The sequence below is a fragment of the Duganella sp. Root1480D1 genome (genome assembly GCF_001427305.1).
Classification (GTDB): Bacteria; Pseudomonadota; Gammaproteobacteria; order Burkholderiales; family Burkholderiaceae_D; genus Rugamonas.
Genome location: NZ_LMFZ01000001.1, coordinates 388,918 through 402,455, shown reverse-complemented (window position 1 = coordinate 402,455; position 13,538 = coordinate 388,918). Strand labels below are relative to the sequence as shown.

The following is a 13,538-nucleotide window of genomic DNA, read 5'->3' as shown; positions in this document are numbered from 1 at the left end:
TTTATTGCTCGCGAGTCTCGAGATAGGCGCCAAAGCCCTGGTCAAGGTAAGCAGACAGCGGCAGTTCATCGGACAGCACGGCGGCGTCCATTTCTGCCAGTTCCACGATCGATTGCTGTTGTTCGTACTGGTACACGCCGACCATGCCGCCCATCAGCAGCAGCAAGGGCAAGGCCACGCTGACGCGGTTGAACCAGGCAAACGGGTTGGCGAAGAAGCCGCTCGCACCACCAGCCACAGCCGGGGCGGTACGGCTTACGCGCAAGCGGGCCGGAGCATCGGCCTTCTTGCGCTTCAGTGCAGCCATGCGGGCTGCGGCCAGGCGATCCGCGGTCGAGGCTGGGAGATCGTCTAGCTTTTCATTGAGCGCGCGCCGCACGCCGTATGCAAAGTTGGTGTCTTCGGTGTTCATAACTTAATTCCCTTGGCTTTGAGCGATTCAGCGAGAGTGTGTGTTGCTCGTGAGCAATGCGTCTTTACGCTCCCTTCGGAACATCCCATCGCTTCGGCGGTTTCTGCTACGTCCATGTCCTGCCAGTAACGCATGAGGAACGCTTCTCGTTGACGCGCGGGCAGTTTTTGCACTTCTTCTTCAATTATCTGCAAGATTTGTGCCCGTTCTACCTGATCCGCACTCGACTCGGCCGCCTGGGAACCCTGTTCAGCCTCGTAGGATTCCAGTATATCAAAGTCCTCATGCTCTTCCTGGGCAGGGCCAAGGCCCGAGAAAAGACTGACCCAGGTGTTGCGGACTTTTTCTCGACGGAAATAATCAAGTATGGTGGTTTGCAGGATGCGCTGGAACAGCGCCGGCAGTTCGGCCGCCGGCTTGTCGCCGTATTTCTCGGCGAGTTTGATCATTGCATCTTGCACAATGTCCAGGGCGGACTCGTCCTTTCGGACGGCATACACCGCTTGTTTGAAGGCGCGGCGCTCGACGCTTTCGAGGAAATCCGATAATTCTTTGTCTGTGGCCATGCGTCGGAAAGTGAGCTGCGCTATATCGCTAGTCTGAACAATCCGGCATTTTAACAAAAAATGCAGAATAAGCTTGACCAATATGGTGCAGCGCGGTAACGTTAAGGACGCTTTGTACACCACAAGGCTCCCCGGTTCTTCGGAACAGGCACACAAAGCCGTTTCGAAAAGCCAGCTTTCTATTGTCAGCAGTTTGCTCTAACCCGTGCCACAAGCGCGAGAGGTAGGCCAGAAACCGCTGCAAAACTCCGGCCAAACGAGTTGCGTTTAGCACAGGCTTGTACTCCAGCTACGCATGGGGGAAGGGTCAGTGTGACCGCAGAAAGAAGGGAAGCTGAGAGTCGTGCACGGTGACGCCCACTTCGCTAGGCAAGAGCATCCGATCAATCTCCTATGGACCTTGAAAGGAATGTTTCATGAATACCGAAGCTCCCATCACGGGCGCCGAAATCCTTGTTCGCTGCCTCGCTGAGGAAGGCGTAGAACATGTTTTCGGATATCCTGGCGGCGCCGTCCTCTATATCTACGACGCCATCTTCAAGCAGGACAAATTCCAGCACATCCTCGTTCGCCATGAGCAGGCTGCTGTTCATGCCGCCGATGCGTATTCGCGCAGCTCGAACAAAGTGGGTGTGGCGCTGGTCACTTCCGGACCTGGCGTCACCAATGCGGTGACCGGCCTGTCCACCGCATACATGGATTCCGTTCCGATGGTGGTGATTTCCGGCCAGGTGCCGAGCCACGCCATTGGCCAGGACGCCTTCCAGGAATGCGACACCGTCGGCATCACCCGCCCGGTGGTCAAGCACAACTTCCTGGTGAAGGACGTGAAGGACCTGGCGGAGACCATCAAGAAAGCCTTTTATATCGCCAAGACCGGCCGCCCAGGTCCGGTGCTGGTCGATATTCCAAAAGACATTTCGATGCACAAACACGTGTACTCGTATCCGAAGGATATCGAGATGCGTTCCTACCGCCCGGTAGACAAAGGCCACGCCGGCCAGATCCGCAAGGCACTGCAGCTGCTGCTGTCGGCCGAGCGTCCAATGATCTACACCGGCGGCGGCGTGATCCTGGCGCATGCATCGAATGAACTGAACAAACTGGTTGAGAAACTCGGCTTCCCGGTCACCAATACCCTGATGGGCCTTGGCGGTTCGCGCGCTTCCGATCCATGCTTCGTCGGCATGCCCGGCATGCACGGCACCTACGAAGCCAACCTCGCGATGCAGAATTGCGACGTGCTGATTGCCATCGGCGCCCGCTTTGACGACCGCGTGATCGGCAATCCGAAGCACTTCAGCCAGAACCCGCGCAAGATCATCCACATCGACATCGACCCATCGTCGATCTCGAAGCGCGTGAAAGTGGACATTCCTATCGTCGGCAACGTGAAAGACGTGCTGGTGGAACTGCTGTCGCAGCTTGAAGCGACCGAGCAGCGCCCGAACGCCTCCGCGCTGAAAGACTGGTGGAAGCAGATCAACGAGTGGCGCGGCCGCGATTGCCTGAAGTACGCCACGTCCGACCTGGTGATCAAGCCGCAGCAAGTGGTGGAATCGCTGTTCGACATCACCAAGGGCGACGCTTTCATCACTTCCGACGTGGGCCAGCACCAGATGTGGGCTGCGCAGTACTACAAGTTCGACAAGCCGCGCCGCTGGATCAACTCCGGCGGCCTGGGCACCATGGGTGTCGGCCTGCCATACGCCATGGGCGTGCAGATGGCCAATCCGGATGCGACCGTCGCCTGCATCACCGGCGAAGGCTCGATCCAGATGAACATCCAGGAACTGGCGACCTGCAAACAGTACCGCCTGACGCCGAAGATCATCCTGTTGAACAACCGCTTCCTGGGCATGGTTCGCCAGTGGCAGCAGATCGACTACGGTTCGCGCTATTCCGAGTCCTATATGGATTCGCTGCCGGACTTCGAAAAGCTGGCCGAGGCCTACGGCCACGTCGGCATGCGCATCGAGAAACCGGGCGATGTCGAAGGTGCGCTGAAAGAAGCGTTTGGCATGAAAGACCGCCTGGTCTTCATGAACTTCATTACCGACCAGAGTGAAAACGTGTGGCCGATGGTGAAAGCCGGCAAAGGCCTCTCCGAAATGCTGCTTGGCTCGGAGGACCTGTAATCATGCGCCATATTATTTCTGTACTGCTCGAAAACGAAGCGGGTGCGCTGTCCCGCGTGGTCGGCCTGTTCTCCGCCCGCGGCTACAACATCGAAACGCTGACCGTTGCGCCGACCGAAGATGCGACCCTGTCTCGCATGACCATCGTGACCACCGGTTCCGATGACATCATCGAACAGATCACCAAGCACCTGAACCGCCTGATCGAGGTGGTGAAGGTGGTGGACCTGACCGAAGGCCAGCACATCGAGCGCGAGCTGATGCTGATCAAGGTACGCGCCGTCGGCAAGGAGCGCGAGGAGATGAAGCGCACCGCCGACATTTTCCGCGGCCGCATCATCGACGTGACCGAAAAGACCTACACCATTGAGCTGACGGGCGCCAAGAGCAAACTGGACGCCTTCATCGACGCAATTGACCGCACCTCGATCCTGGAAACCGTCCGTACTGGCGGCTCCGGCATTGGCCGCGGCGAACGCATCCTCAAAGTTTAATTAAACGAACCGAATTCACACCCAAGGAATGACCATGAAAGTTTTCTACGACAAAGACGCTGACCTCTCCCTCATCAAAGGCAAGAACGTTGCCATCATCGGCTACGGTTCGCAAGGCCACGCGCATGCGCAGAACCTGACCGAGTCCGGCGTGAACGTGACCGTCGGCCTGCGCAAGGGCGGCGCTTCCTGGAACAAGGTTGAAGCGGCTGGCCTGAAAGTGGCGGAAGTAAACGAAGCGGTGAAGAATGCCGACGTCGTGATGATCCTGCTGCCGGACGAGAACATCGCCCAGGTCTACAAGGAAAACGTCGAACCGAACATCAAGCAAGGCGGCGTGCTGGCCTTCGCCCACGGCTTCAACGTGCACTACGGCCAGGTCGTGCCGCGCGCCGACCTGGACGTGATCATGATCGCTCCCAAGGCCCCAGGCCACACCGTGCGCGGCACCTACCGCCAGGGTGGCGGCGTGCCGCACCTGATCGCCGTGTACCAGGACAAATCCGGCTCCGCCCGCGACATCGCCCTGTCGTATGCATCGGCTAACGGCGGCGGCAAGGCCGGCATCATCGAAACCAACTTCCGTGAAGAGACCGAGACCGATTTGTTCGGCGAACAGGCGGTCCTGTGCGGCGGTACCGTGGAACTGATCAAGGCAGGCTTCGAAACCCTGGTGGAAGCGGGCTACGCACCGGAAATGGCTTACTTCGAGTGCCTGCACGAACTGAAACTGATCGTGGACCTGATCTACGAAGGCGGCATCGCCAACATGAACTACTCGATCTCCAACAATGCGGAGTACGGCGAGTACGTGACCGGCCCGAAAGTGGTGACTTCCGCCACCAAGGACGCGATGCGCCAGTGCCTGAAAGATATCCAGACTGGCGAATACGCCAAGAGCTTCATCCTTGAGAACAAGGCCGGCGCACCGACCCTGATCTCCCGCCGCCGCCTGACTTCCGAGCACCAGATCGAAGAAGTCGGCGCCAAGCTGCGCGCAATGATGCCTTGGATCGCCAAAAACAAATTGGTCGACCAGTCCAAGAACTGATTGTCCCTAGAAGCAGACTTCAACGGCCCCTCGGGGCCGTTTTTTTTTACTTGTCTGCCGATGCCAGGCTGGAGCTGCCGGCATCGCGGATGAAGCGGGTCAGGATGTCGTCCATCGCCAGTTTGGTGGACTGTTGCACCGCGTTCTTCATGGCGAAGGCGCCGCCCCAGAACATCTTGCCGCCCTGGGTGCGTCCATCGGCGCTGTAGACCTTCCGGAATACCTCTCCTTTTTGATTGCGGATGCTGATTGCCAGTTCGATGTGGGCGCCGTGTTCTTCAAACGAATATCGCTGCAGCTCGAACACCAAGGTGTTGCCAGAGCCCGATTTATCGTTGCCGGCCTTGCTTACGTTTCCTAAAGCCGCGACGACATCGGAAGAGCGCATCGTGGCGTCCAGCACCTTGCCGAATTCCACCACCCAGGTATTTGCATAGCCACCCATGACGCTCTTGAACTCATAGTGGTGGGCTTGCGTGGCTGGCGGGAGATAGTATTTGTCTGCAATCTTCGCGCTGGGCAGGTTGCCGGTCTTGACGTTATTTCCCAGGTAGGTGTCGTAATCGTCAGCGACGGGACGGTTGATCGAACAAGCCGTGTTCAGGGCCAGTACAGCAGAAACGATCGCGATGCGGTAAATCGACATATAGCGCTCCGGGTGGGATGGGAGCTTTATTATACGGGTGACAATGTCCACTTTGGGCCCAGGCCCCAAAGCGGACATCTCTTTTACTTCAGCGCTTCGGTCAGGACGCGGCCTTCGGCGCCGGCAGGCGGGCGCACGTTCAGCAGGTAGGCGAGGGTCGGGGCGATGTCGACTACTTCAGCATACTGGCCGTAGTGGCCGGATTTTACCCACTGCTTGCCCATCACGATCAGCGGCACATTGGTGTCGTAGGCGTAAGGCGCGCCGTGGGTCGTGCCTTTGCCGGTCGCAAAGGCAAAGATCCAGTGCGGCTTGGCTACCACCATCAGGTCGCCCGAGAGCTGGCGGTTCCAGGCTCGGCGCATCAGGGTTGCGATGCGGGTGCCGCCGACGGCACCGCTTTCCATCTGGGTGCGCGTGAACACATCGGCCAGGCCTGGCTGCGACATCAGGAAGCGTGCCGCGGCATTTTCAACATCCTCGCGCTTCAAGCCTTTGGTTTCGATCTGGGCGTAATCGAGGTGCAGGTTCGGGATCGAGTAAGCCGCCACGCCTTTGCTCAGACCAAACCTGGCCGACAGGTGTGCATTCAAGTCCTCCACCAGCTTTTTGCCGTCGATGCGGCCGACGCCAGCCTTCTGGACTTCGTTGGCAAATTCAGGCGTATTCGGGAAGCCATGGTCGGCGGTCAGCACAACCAGTACATTGTCCATGCCGATGCGCTTGTCGATGTACGAGAAGAAGTTGGACAGCATGCGGTCCAGGCGCAGCAAGTGGTCGTGCGAGAATTTGCTCTCCGGGCCGTATTCATGGTTCGCCAGGTCGTGCGCGGAGAAGCTCACGCCCAGCAGGTCGGGCACGCCGGCCGGGTTCTTGCCCAGGTTTTCGCCTTCGATGGCAGCCTGCGCGAACTCCACTGTCAACTCGTCCAGGAAAGGCGAGGCCTTCAGGCGCTTGTAGTAAGCGGCATCGGTCAGGCCTGACTCGCTGGAAAGCTGCAGGTTTGGCGCATCGCCATAATCGCCGGCGTAAGCCGAATCAGCCAGAAGCGGCCTCCACTTCACGCCGTAGTAGCGCTCCTGCGGCTTTCCCGACTGGTACTTCTGCACCCATTGCGGATGCTCCTTCATATAGAAAGTGGACGAAGCGAAGTTGCCGCTTTCTTCCATGTACATATAGGCCGTGCCGGTCTTGCCGCCCAGGAGGATCGCGCCGCGGTCCTTGCCGGAAACGGTCACCACTTTCGACTGCTGGCCGGTAGCGTAGCGCAGTTGGTCGCCAAGGGTGTCGACGCGCAGGTTGGTGGGAGCGGTGCCGTCGTGCGGGTCCGTTTTCTCGTTGCCGACGTATTTGTAATTGGTGTCTTCGGTGCAGTACATGCTGCCGCCGTTGGCCGGATTCACCCAGTTATTGCCGATGATGCCGTGCTGGTAGGGATAGGCGCCGCTCAGAATCGCCGCATGGCCAACGGCAGTGACGGTGATGCCATGCGCCTGGTGGGCATTACTGAACCAAGCGCCTTGCTCCAGCAGGCGGCGGAAGCCCCCCTGGCCGAACTGGTGGGCGTAGCGCGTCACCTGTTCCTGGGGCAGGCCGTCGACGGCCATCACCAGGACGAGTTTTGGTTGTGCTGGCTGTTTAGCCGGCGCTGCATAAGCGCCGAACGAGGCCGCCAGGGCCAGTGCGGGAATCAGGTACTTTGCCATTTTCCTAGTTCATGAGTGGAGTGGACGACAAGGGATCATGCCACAGCCGAGTGTCAGGCACATGACACTTTTGTATCGGTTTCAGTTACATTCGAGCTTAGATGACTATCCGAAAAGGAAATTGCATGATCAAGCACCTGGCCCTGTTGGCGATGCTCGGCTCCACGCAGGTAGCGATGGCCGAGGCGCTGCCCACTGAAAATTCACTCGTTACGGTCACGGCGGTTGGATCGGTCAGGGCGCCTAACGACGAAGTGCAGCTGGTGTTTGGCTACGAGGAGCAGGGCAAGGACAAGGCGGCGCTGGCATCCAATGTCAATCTGCGCCTGAAGCAGGGCATCGCGGCCTTGAAGAAGGCGCACCCGGATGCGCGGGTGTCGCTGGACAGCTATCGGACCTATGCAGTCTATGACGAAGCGGCCGCGCGAATCCAGAAACGCGATGCACAGCAAATCGGCTGGCGTGTCAGCCAGCAGGTCAGGCTGGTAACCGGGGACTTTGCCGCACTTCCGGCAACCGTGGCTGCGGCCCAGAAGATCCTGGCGCTCAGGAGCGTCAACTTCGGCTTGAGCGAAGAGACCACCAGGAAGCTGGAGCAGCGCCGGGTAGAGGCGGCATATCGCAGTCTGGAAGAGCAGGTCGGCTTCATTGCGGGCGCGATGCGGCGCCCGGTGGGCGATGCAAAACTCGAATCGCTGGACTTCGGTGATGCGCCGATCGGCAGGGTAGTCGTAACCGGAAGCAGTATTCGTCGCGAAGACATTGGCGAAGTGGAGGAGCCAAGCCTGCAACCTGGTGAGACCAAACTGGAACTGCGGGCAACCGCGAAAGTACGTTTCAAGTAAGGAGAGTGTTACAAACGCTCACGAATCGCGACAATTTCGCAGGGTGATTTCAGTTAAAGTGCGTCCATCGTAATCAAGCCAGGAGAATAACAATGACCGTCCTCAAAGCTGTAGCTGCTGCCGCGCTGGTACTGGGCACCCAGGCTGCCACCGCCCAATCCGTCCCGACCGCGGGCGCCACCGTCATCGTTCCTGCCAATGGTGAAGTCACTGCGCCGAACGACCAGGCGGTGGCCGTGCTGGCGATCGAAGAGCAGGACAAGGACAAGGCGGCTGCCGCTTCTCGCGTTAACCAGAAGATCAAACAGGGCCTTGACATCCTGAAGAAGGAAGACCCGCAAGCCAAGCTGAAAACCCAGGGCTATTACACTTATCCGGTGTATCCGGAAGACCGTCCGCTGCCTCCAGGTGCTGCCGCCAAGCCGCGCCAGCCAACCGCATGGCGCGTTGGCCAGTACGTGCAGATGACCACCACTAATATCGGCGTGCTGCCGAAAACCGTGGCCGCCGCGCAGAAGGTGCTGACTTTGAACGGCCTGTCCTTTGGCCTGAGCCCGGCAGCTACCCGCAAGCTGGATGATGCCCGCATCGCCGCCACCTACAAGAACCTGAATGAGCGCATCGCCTCCATCGCTTCCGCCATGGGGCGCCCGGTAACCGACGCGGTGCTGGACACCATCGACTACGAAGGCTCCGGCAACTACGGCGGCGGTCCAGCTGGCGCTCCGGCCCCGATGATGGCCCGCATGGCTGCCAAGGCCGAGATGGACCAGTCCGTGGCTGAACCAAGCTTCGAGCCTGGCGAAACCACGCTGGAAATGCGCGTGGTGGGCAAGGTCAAGTTCAAGTAAGCCAAAGTTGCCACTTCCATACTGGGTGTCCTCTATAATAGGGGCCACCCTGGTATAAAAAATGGAAGAGTATGGCCAAATTCCCCCGCCGCCGGCCTAAAAACGCCGCCGGCAAGCAATCGCTGTTCAGCCGCTTCGCCCGCCGCAAGGGGGCCGATGGTGTCGACAAGCCTCGCTCGCGCGGCATCTACTTGCTGCCGAACGCCTTCACCACCGGCGCGCTGTTCTGCGGCTTCTTCGCCATCGTCATGGCCATGAACCAGCGCTTCGAACATGCCGCCTGGGCGATTTTCGTCGCCATGTTGCTGGACGGACTGGATGGCCGCGTCGCGCGCCTGACCAATACCCAGAGCGAATTCGGCGCCCAGTACGACTCGCTGTCGGACATGGTGTCTTTCGGCGCCGCCCCGGCGCTGGTGATTTACGAATTCGCCCTGCGCGGCCTCGGTAAGCTGGGCTGGATCGCGGCCTTTGTCTACTGCGCTGGCGCTGCATTGCGCCTGGCCCGCTTCAACACCAATATCGAAGTGGTGGACAAACGCTACTTCCAGGGCCTGCCTTCGCCGGCTGCCGCCTCGCTGATCGCCGGTTTCGTCATGCTGCTGACCGACCTGGATGTCGATGGCGTGCTGTATCCGTGGCAGGGCTGGGTACTGGCGGTATTCGCTGGCCTGAGCATGGTGTCGAACGTGCCGTTCTACAGCTTCAAGGACATCAACTTCCGCAAATCGGTGCCGTTCCTGGCCGTGTTCGCGATTGCGATGTTCTTCGCGCTGATCTCGATCGACCCGCCAAAAGTGCTGTTTGTGCTGTTCGTAGCATATGGCCTGTCAGGCTATGTGATCTACCTGACCCGCCTGGTCAAGGGCAACCCGGTCAAACTGATCGAGAAAACCTCGCCAGAAGATAAATCGTAAGGCCGCTGGGGCGGCAATTCAGAAGGAGCGAATCCATGAATAACCGCCTCATCATCTTCGACACCACACTGCGCGACGGCGAGCAATCGCCGGGCGCTTCCATGACCCGCGAAGAAAAGGTGCGCATCGCCCGCCAGCTCGAAAAGCTGCGGGTCGATGTGATCGAGGCGGGTTTCGCCGCTGCCTCGCAGGGCGATTTCGAATCCATCCGTGCCATTGCCACCGCCGTGCGCGAGCCCATCGTGTGCTCGCTGGCGCGCGCCAATGACCGCGACCTGGCGCGTGCTGCCGAAGCGCTGGAGCCGGCCGAACGCAAGCGGATTCACACCTTCATCGCCACCTCGTCGCTGCACATGCAGATGAAGCTGCGGATGGAGCCGGAGCAGGTGCTGGAGCAGGCCAAGCTGGCGATCCGCTTCGCCCGCAAGTTCACCGACGATATTGAATTCAGTCCCGAGGATGGCAGCCGTTCGGAAGAGGATTTCCTGTGCCGTGTGCTGGAAAATGTCATCGCCGAAGGCGCCACCACCATCAACTTCCCCGACACCGTGGGCTATGCCGTGCCGGAGCTATACGGTGAGACCATTCGACGTTTGCGTGAACGCATTCCGAATTCCGACAAGGCTATATGGTCGGTGCACTGCCACAACGACCTTGGTCTTGCGGTGGCGAACTCGCTGGCCGGCGTGATGATCGGCGGTGCGCGGCAGGTGGAATGCACCATCAACGGCCTGGGTGAGCGCGCCGGCAATACGGCGCTGGAAGAGGTAGTGATGGCGCTGCGCACGCGCGCCGGGTATTTCAATCTGGATTGTGCTATCGACACGACGCAGATCGTGCCGTCATCGAAGATGGTGTCGCAGATCACCGGATTCGCAGTGCAGCCGAATAAGGCGGTGGTTGGCGCCAACGCCTTTGCTCACGCCTCCGGCATCCACCAGGACGGCATCCTCAAGGCGCGCGAAACCTATGAAATCATGCGCGCCGAGGACGTGGGCTGGACCGCCAACAAGATCGTGCTTGGCAAGCTCTCGGGCCGTAACGCCTTCAAGCAACGCTTGCAAGAATTGGGCATTGAACTGGATTCCGAAGCCGAGGTGAATGCCGCTTTCACTCGCTTCAAGGAACTGGCCGACCGCAAGTCCGATATTTTCGACGAAGACATCATGGCCCTGGTGAGCGACGAGGAAGCGGCGGCTGGCGGCGAATATTACCGCTTCGTCTCGCTGGCGCAGCGCTCGGAAACCGGCGAACTGCCGTTTGCACGCGTGGTGTTCTCGATCGACGGCATCGAACACTCCGCCGAAGGTACCGGCGACGGCCCGGTCGATGCCATGGTCAACGCCATTGAAAGCAAAGCCCAAAGCGGCGCGGAACTGGTGCTGTTCGCCATCAGCGGCATCAGCCCCGGCACCCAATCGCAGGGCGAGGTAACGATGCGCCTGGCGCACGCCGGCCGCATCGTCAACGGCGTCGGCGCCGATCCCGACATCGTCGTCGCTTCCGCCAAAGCCTATCTCGCCGGGTTGAACAAACTCCATTCCAAAATTGAACGACTGAACCCTCAAGCTATCTGATCATATGAGCTTCCTCTCTCGCCTGCTTCAGAAGACCACCGCTGAAAAGACCGCGGCAGTGTTGCCGACCATTCCAGCACTATGGCAGGAGTTCGAAGAATGGCTGGCAGTTCATTGGCCCGAGGGGCTGGCGGACCTGAACCAGGGGGCAACCGCCGAACAACTGCGCGCTCTTGAAGTGGCGCTTGGCGTCTCATTGCCGGCGCCATTCGTCGAGTGCCTCAAGATCCACAATGGCCAGCAGGGGAATGCTGGCGGCATGTTCGACAATTCGGAATTCCTGTCAACGGATGCGATTGCGGAGCAATGGAACGTCTGGCGCGAATTGCTTGAATCAGGCGAATTTGAAGGGATTGCTTCGGAGACCGAGCGTGGCGTGCGCACCGACTGGTGGAATCGCAACTGGATTCCCTTCACACACAACGGTGGTGGCGACCATTATTGCCTGGACCTGCAGCCGGCGACAGACGGGGCGCTGGGGCAGGTCATCACCATGTGGCATGACATGGGCGAGCGGCGCATTGTTGCTGTGAACTTTCATGCCTGGCTGGCAGAGTACGTGGCAAGCGTCCGGGCAGGAAATATCGAGTATTCGGAAGATTTCGGCGGGCTGGTAAATACGGATTACATCGAGCCTTAGCCGCATCGATCGCGATGGAATATGCTTGGCAAATATTAAGGACTGGCCGCTGAATCCTTCATATGATGTCGCCTCGCCGAGGGAGCATTGAGCATGGATAAATTTGAATTTCGCCGCGACCGCTATGAGTCATTTCGCCAGTACGCGAATCCGCTGCTGAACCTGAGCGTTGTCGCACGCTTGCCGGAGTTTCGTCACTACTGCAAGGAGCGGCAACTGCCGCCTTTCCACTTCCTTCTGTACTGCTTGTACATGAGCGTGAAGGATGTCGACAACTTCCTGTACCGAGAGTTCGAAGGGGAAGTGATCAAGATCGACGATTTTTACGGCGGCTATACGGTCATCAACCTGGACAACAACCTGAATTACGCCAGGTTCGACATGTCGAATGAGCGTGCGGAGTTCATTTCCCGCAGCCTTGCGGCAGGCGTGGAGGCGCGGGCGACGCGCGAGTTCATCAACACCGGGCGCGACCAGACGCCGCGCGAGCAGAAGAACAATGTTTACACCACCTGCATGCCGTGGCTCGACATGCGTGCTATCGAACATCCGATCTATGAATACAAAAGCGTAGATATCCCGTTAATTGCCTGGGGACGTTTTAGCGAACTGGATGGCGATACGATGACGGTGCCGTTTTGTGTCCAGGCCCACCACGGTTTCGTCGATGGCTACCATGTGCACCTGCTATTGCAGCGCCTTGGCGAGCGCATCGCCCTCGAAACTGCCTTGTGAGTTCCTGGCGCGCCGCTTGTCTTTGAAAAAGGTCCAGGCTTCCTCCGCGATTTCGAGAGCGGCATTTTGCCGGCCGGGGAAGCGGCTGAACAGCCCAGGGTAGCGCTTCTTGCGACTGGGCTCCGCGTGGCCGCCGCCCACAATTTTCAACAAAACAAGCTGCAAGGCACCGGGATCGTCGCCCCAGGTGTAGCGAATCGCGCGAGTCGAATCGCCTTTTGCCGTCGGCAGCCGCGCGACCGCCGGCTCCCCGCACAGTCCGGCCAGCCTGCGCCAAAGGGCGGCGGTGGCTTCGATGCCCATTGCGGGCGCCGTGAACCACAACGTGACGAAGGACTTGCCGCCTGAATACGGAATGAAAGGATCTTTCTCCCCAGCGACGATCAGGGCGGGAAGGGGAGTTGCAGGCTCTTCGTAAGACGCACGCTGTGGCATCGCCGCCAGCACTGTTGCGAATGCGGCCAGGCGCGGCGCCAGTTCCACCGCTATCCGATAGGCCATCATGCCGCCTTTGGAAACGCCGATCACGTAGACCCGTTCCGGGTCGGCGTCGTCCTCGGCGATGGCGTGATCGATGACCGCGCCGATGAAGGCTACGTCGTCGCATTGGGGATTGCTTGTCACATCGGCGAAGCCGTCATTCCAGGCACGTTGTCCGCGTCTTTTAATGCCGTCGGGGGCGACCACGACCACTTGCTCGCGTTCAGCGATTTCGAGCCAAACCGACAGCGGCGAGAAAGGAAAAGCCCGTCCCAGGACTTGTTCGGCACTGGCTCCGCTGCCATGCAGGACCACAACCAGCGGACGTTTCGCGCCGGTTTTCCGGCTCGGCACGGCTTTCAGGTAATGGCGCGGACCTTCGGGCCGCATCATGTCGATCCTTGCAACCGGAGCACTTGGGCCATCGCTCAGGTTTTCCCCGATGAAGAAGGAGCGCAAGGCGTCGCGGAACCCCATGGC

At 59.6% G+C, this 13,538-nt stretch carries 14 protein-coding genes; 9 read left to right on the top strand and 5 right to left on the bottom strand.

What is annotated here, in order from left to right:
* Position 1 precedes the first annotated feature (1 nt).
* Both ASD58_RS02090 and ASD58_RS02085 read right to left on the bottom strand, forming a co-directional pair.
* Positions 2-412 carry a DUF3619 family protein gene (locus ASD58_RS02090; RefSeq protein WP_057259435.1) on the bottom strand — a complete coding sequence of 137 codons (411 nt, stop codon included), beginning with the start codon at positions 410-412 and terminating at the stop codon, positions 2-4.
* Complete coding sequence (locus ASD58_RS02085; RefSeq protein WP_057259434.1) at positions 409-978, bottom strand: RNA polymerase sigma factor; 570 nt, start codon at positions 976-978, stop codon at positions 409-411. Before ASD58_RS02085 ends, ASD58_RS02090 begins: the two co-directional genes overlap by 4 nt.
* A 416-nt stretch (positions 979-1,394) precedes the next feature.
* Here ASD58_RS02085 and ASD58_RS02080 point away from each other — a divergent pair, with 416 nt between their 5' ends.
* From ASD58_RS02080 to ilvC, 3 genes are read left to right on the top strand one after another with little or no spacing between them, the layout of a single operon-like run.
* On the top strand, positions 1,395-3,116 hold the full coding sequence (locus tag ASD58_RS02080; protein ID WP_057259433.1) for an acetolactate synthase 3 catalytic subunit: 1,722 nt from the start codon (positions 1,395-1,397) through the stop codon (positions 3,114-3,116).
* 2 nt (positions 3,117-3,118) lie between these two features.
* Positions 3,119-3,610: an acetolactate synthase small subunit gene (ilvN, locus tag ASD58_RS02075; protein ID WP_055935546.1), complete on the top strand. Its 492-nt coding sequence runs from the start codon at positions 3,119-3,121 to the stop codon at positions 3,608-3,610.
* Between the two features lie 34 nt (positions 3,611-3,644).
* Complete coding sequence (ilvC, locus tag ASD58_RS02070) at positions 3,645-4,661, top strand: ketol-acid reductoisomerase (protein WP_057259432.1); 1,017 nt, start codon at positions 3,645-3,647, stop codon at positions 4,659-4,661.
* Positions 4,662-4,707: 46 nt separating this feature from the next.
* Here ilvC and ASD58_RS02065 read toward each other — a convergent pair whose 3' ends face one another.
* Together ASD58_RS02065 and ASD58_RS02060 are read right to left on the bottom strand one after the other, a co-directional pair.
* Positions 4,708-5,307, bottom strand: coding sequence for a hypothetical protein (locus ASD58_RS02065; RefSeq protein WP_057259431.1), 600 nt, complete (start codon positions 5,305-5,307; stop codon positions 4,708-4,710).
* An 83-nt stretch (positions 5,308-5,390) separates the two neighbouring features.
* Entirely contained in the window at positions 5,391-7,013 is a 1,623-nt protein-coding gene (locus ASD58_RS02060; protein ID WP_057259430.1) for an alkaline phosphatase family protein, read from the bottom strand.
* A 125-nt stretch (positions 7,014-7,138) separates the two neighbouring features.
* Between ASD58_RS02060 and ASD58_RS02055 the strand changes: the two genes are divergently transcribed.
* From ASD58_RS02055 to ASD58_RS02030, 6 genes are all read left to right on the top strand, one after another.
* A complete protein-coding gene (locus ASD58_RS02055) occupies positions 7,139-7,858 on the top strand; it encodes an SIMPL domain-containing protein (protein ID WP_057259429.1) in 720 nt (239 codons plus the stop codon).
* Positions 7,859-7,950: 92 nt separating this feature from the next.
* Positions 7,951-8,709 carry an SIMPL domain-containing protein gene (locus ASD58_RS02050; RefSeq protein ID WP_057259428.1) on the top strand — a complete coding sequence of 253 codons (759 nt, stop codon included), beginning with the start codon at positions 7,951-7,953 and terminating at the stop codon, positions 8,707-8,709.
* Positions 8,710-8,780: 71 nt separating this feature from the next.
* Positions 8,781-9,626: a CDP-diacylglycerol--serine O-phosphatidyltransferase gene (pssA, locus tag ASD58_RS02045; protein WP_057259427.1), complete on the top strand. Its 846-nt coding sequence runs from the start codon at positions 8,781-8,783 to the stop codon at positions 9,624-9,626.
* Positions 9,627-9,661: 35 nt separating this feature from the next.
* Positions 9,662-11,203, top strand: coding sequence for a 2-isopropylmalate synthase (locus tag ASD58_RS02040; RefSeq protein ID WP_057259426.1), 1,542 nt, complete (start codon positions 9,662-9,664; stop codon positions 11,201-11,203).
* A 4-nt stretch (positions 11,204-11,207) separates the two neighbouring features.
* Positions 11,208-11,843 carry an SMI1/KNR4 family protein gene (locus ASD58_RS02035; protein WP_082565163.1) on the top strand — a complete coding sequence of 212 codons (636 nt, stop codon included), beginning with the start codon at positions 11,208-11,210 and terminating at the stop codon, positions 11,841-11,843.
* Between the two features lie 93 nt (positions 11,844-11,936).
* Complete coding sequence (locus ASD58_RS02030; protein ID WP_057259425.1) at positions 11,937-12,578, top strand: CatA-like O-acetyltransferase; 642 nt, start codon at positions 11,937-11,939, stop codon at positions 12,576-12,578.
* On the opposite strand, the gene ASD58_RS02025 is transcribed toward ASD58_RS02030, so the two are convergent.
* Positions 12,531-13,535, bottom strand: coding sequence for a PHB depolymerase family esterase (locus ASD58_RS02025; protein ID WP_057259424.1), 1,005 nt, complete (start codon positions 13,533-13,535; stop codon positions 12,531-12,533). The genes ASD58_RS02030 and ASD58_RS02025 overlap by 48 nt on opposite strands.
* Positions 13,536-13,538: the final 3 nt, after the last annotated feature.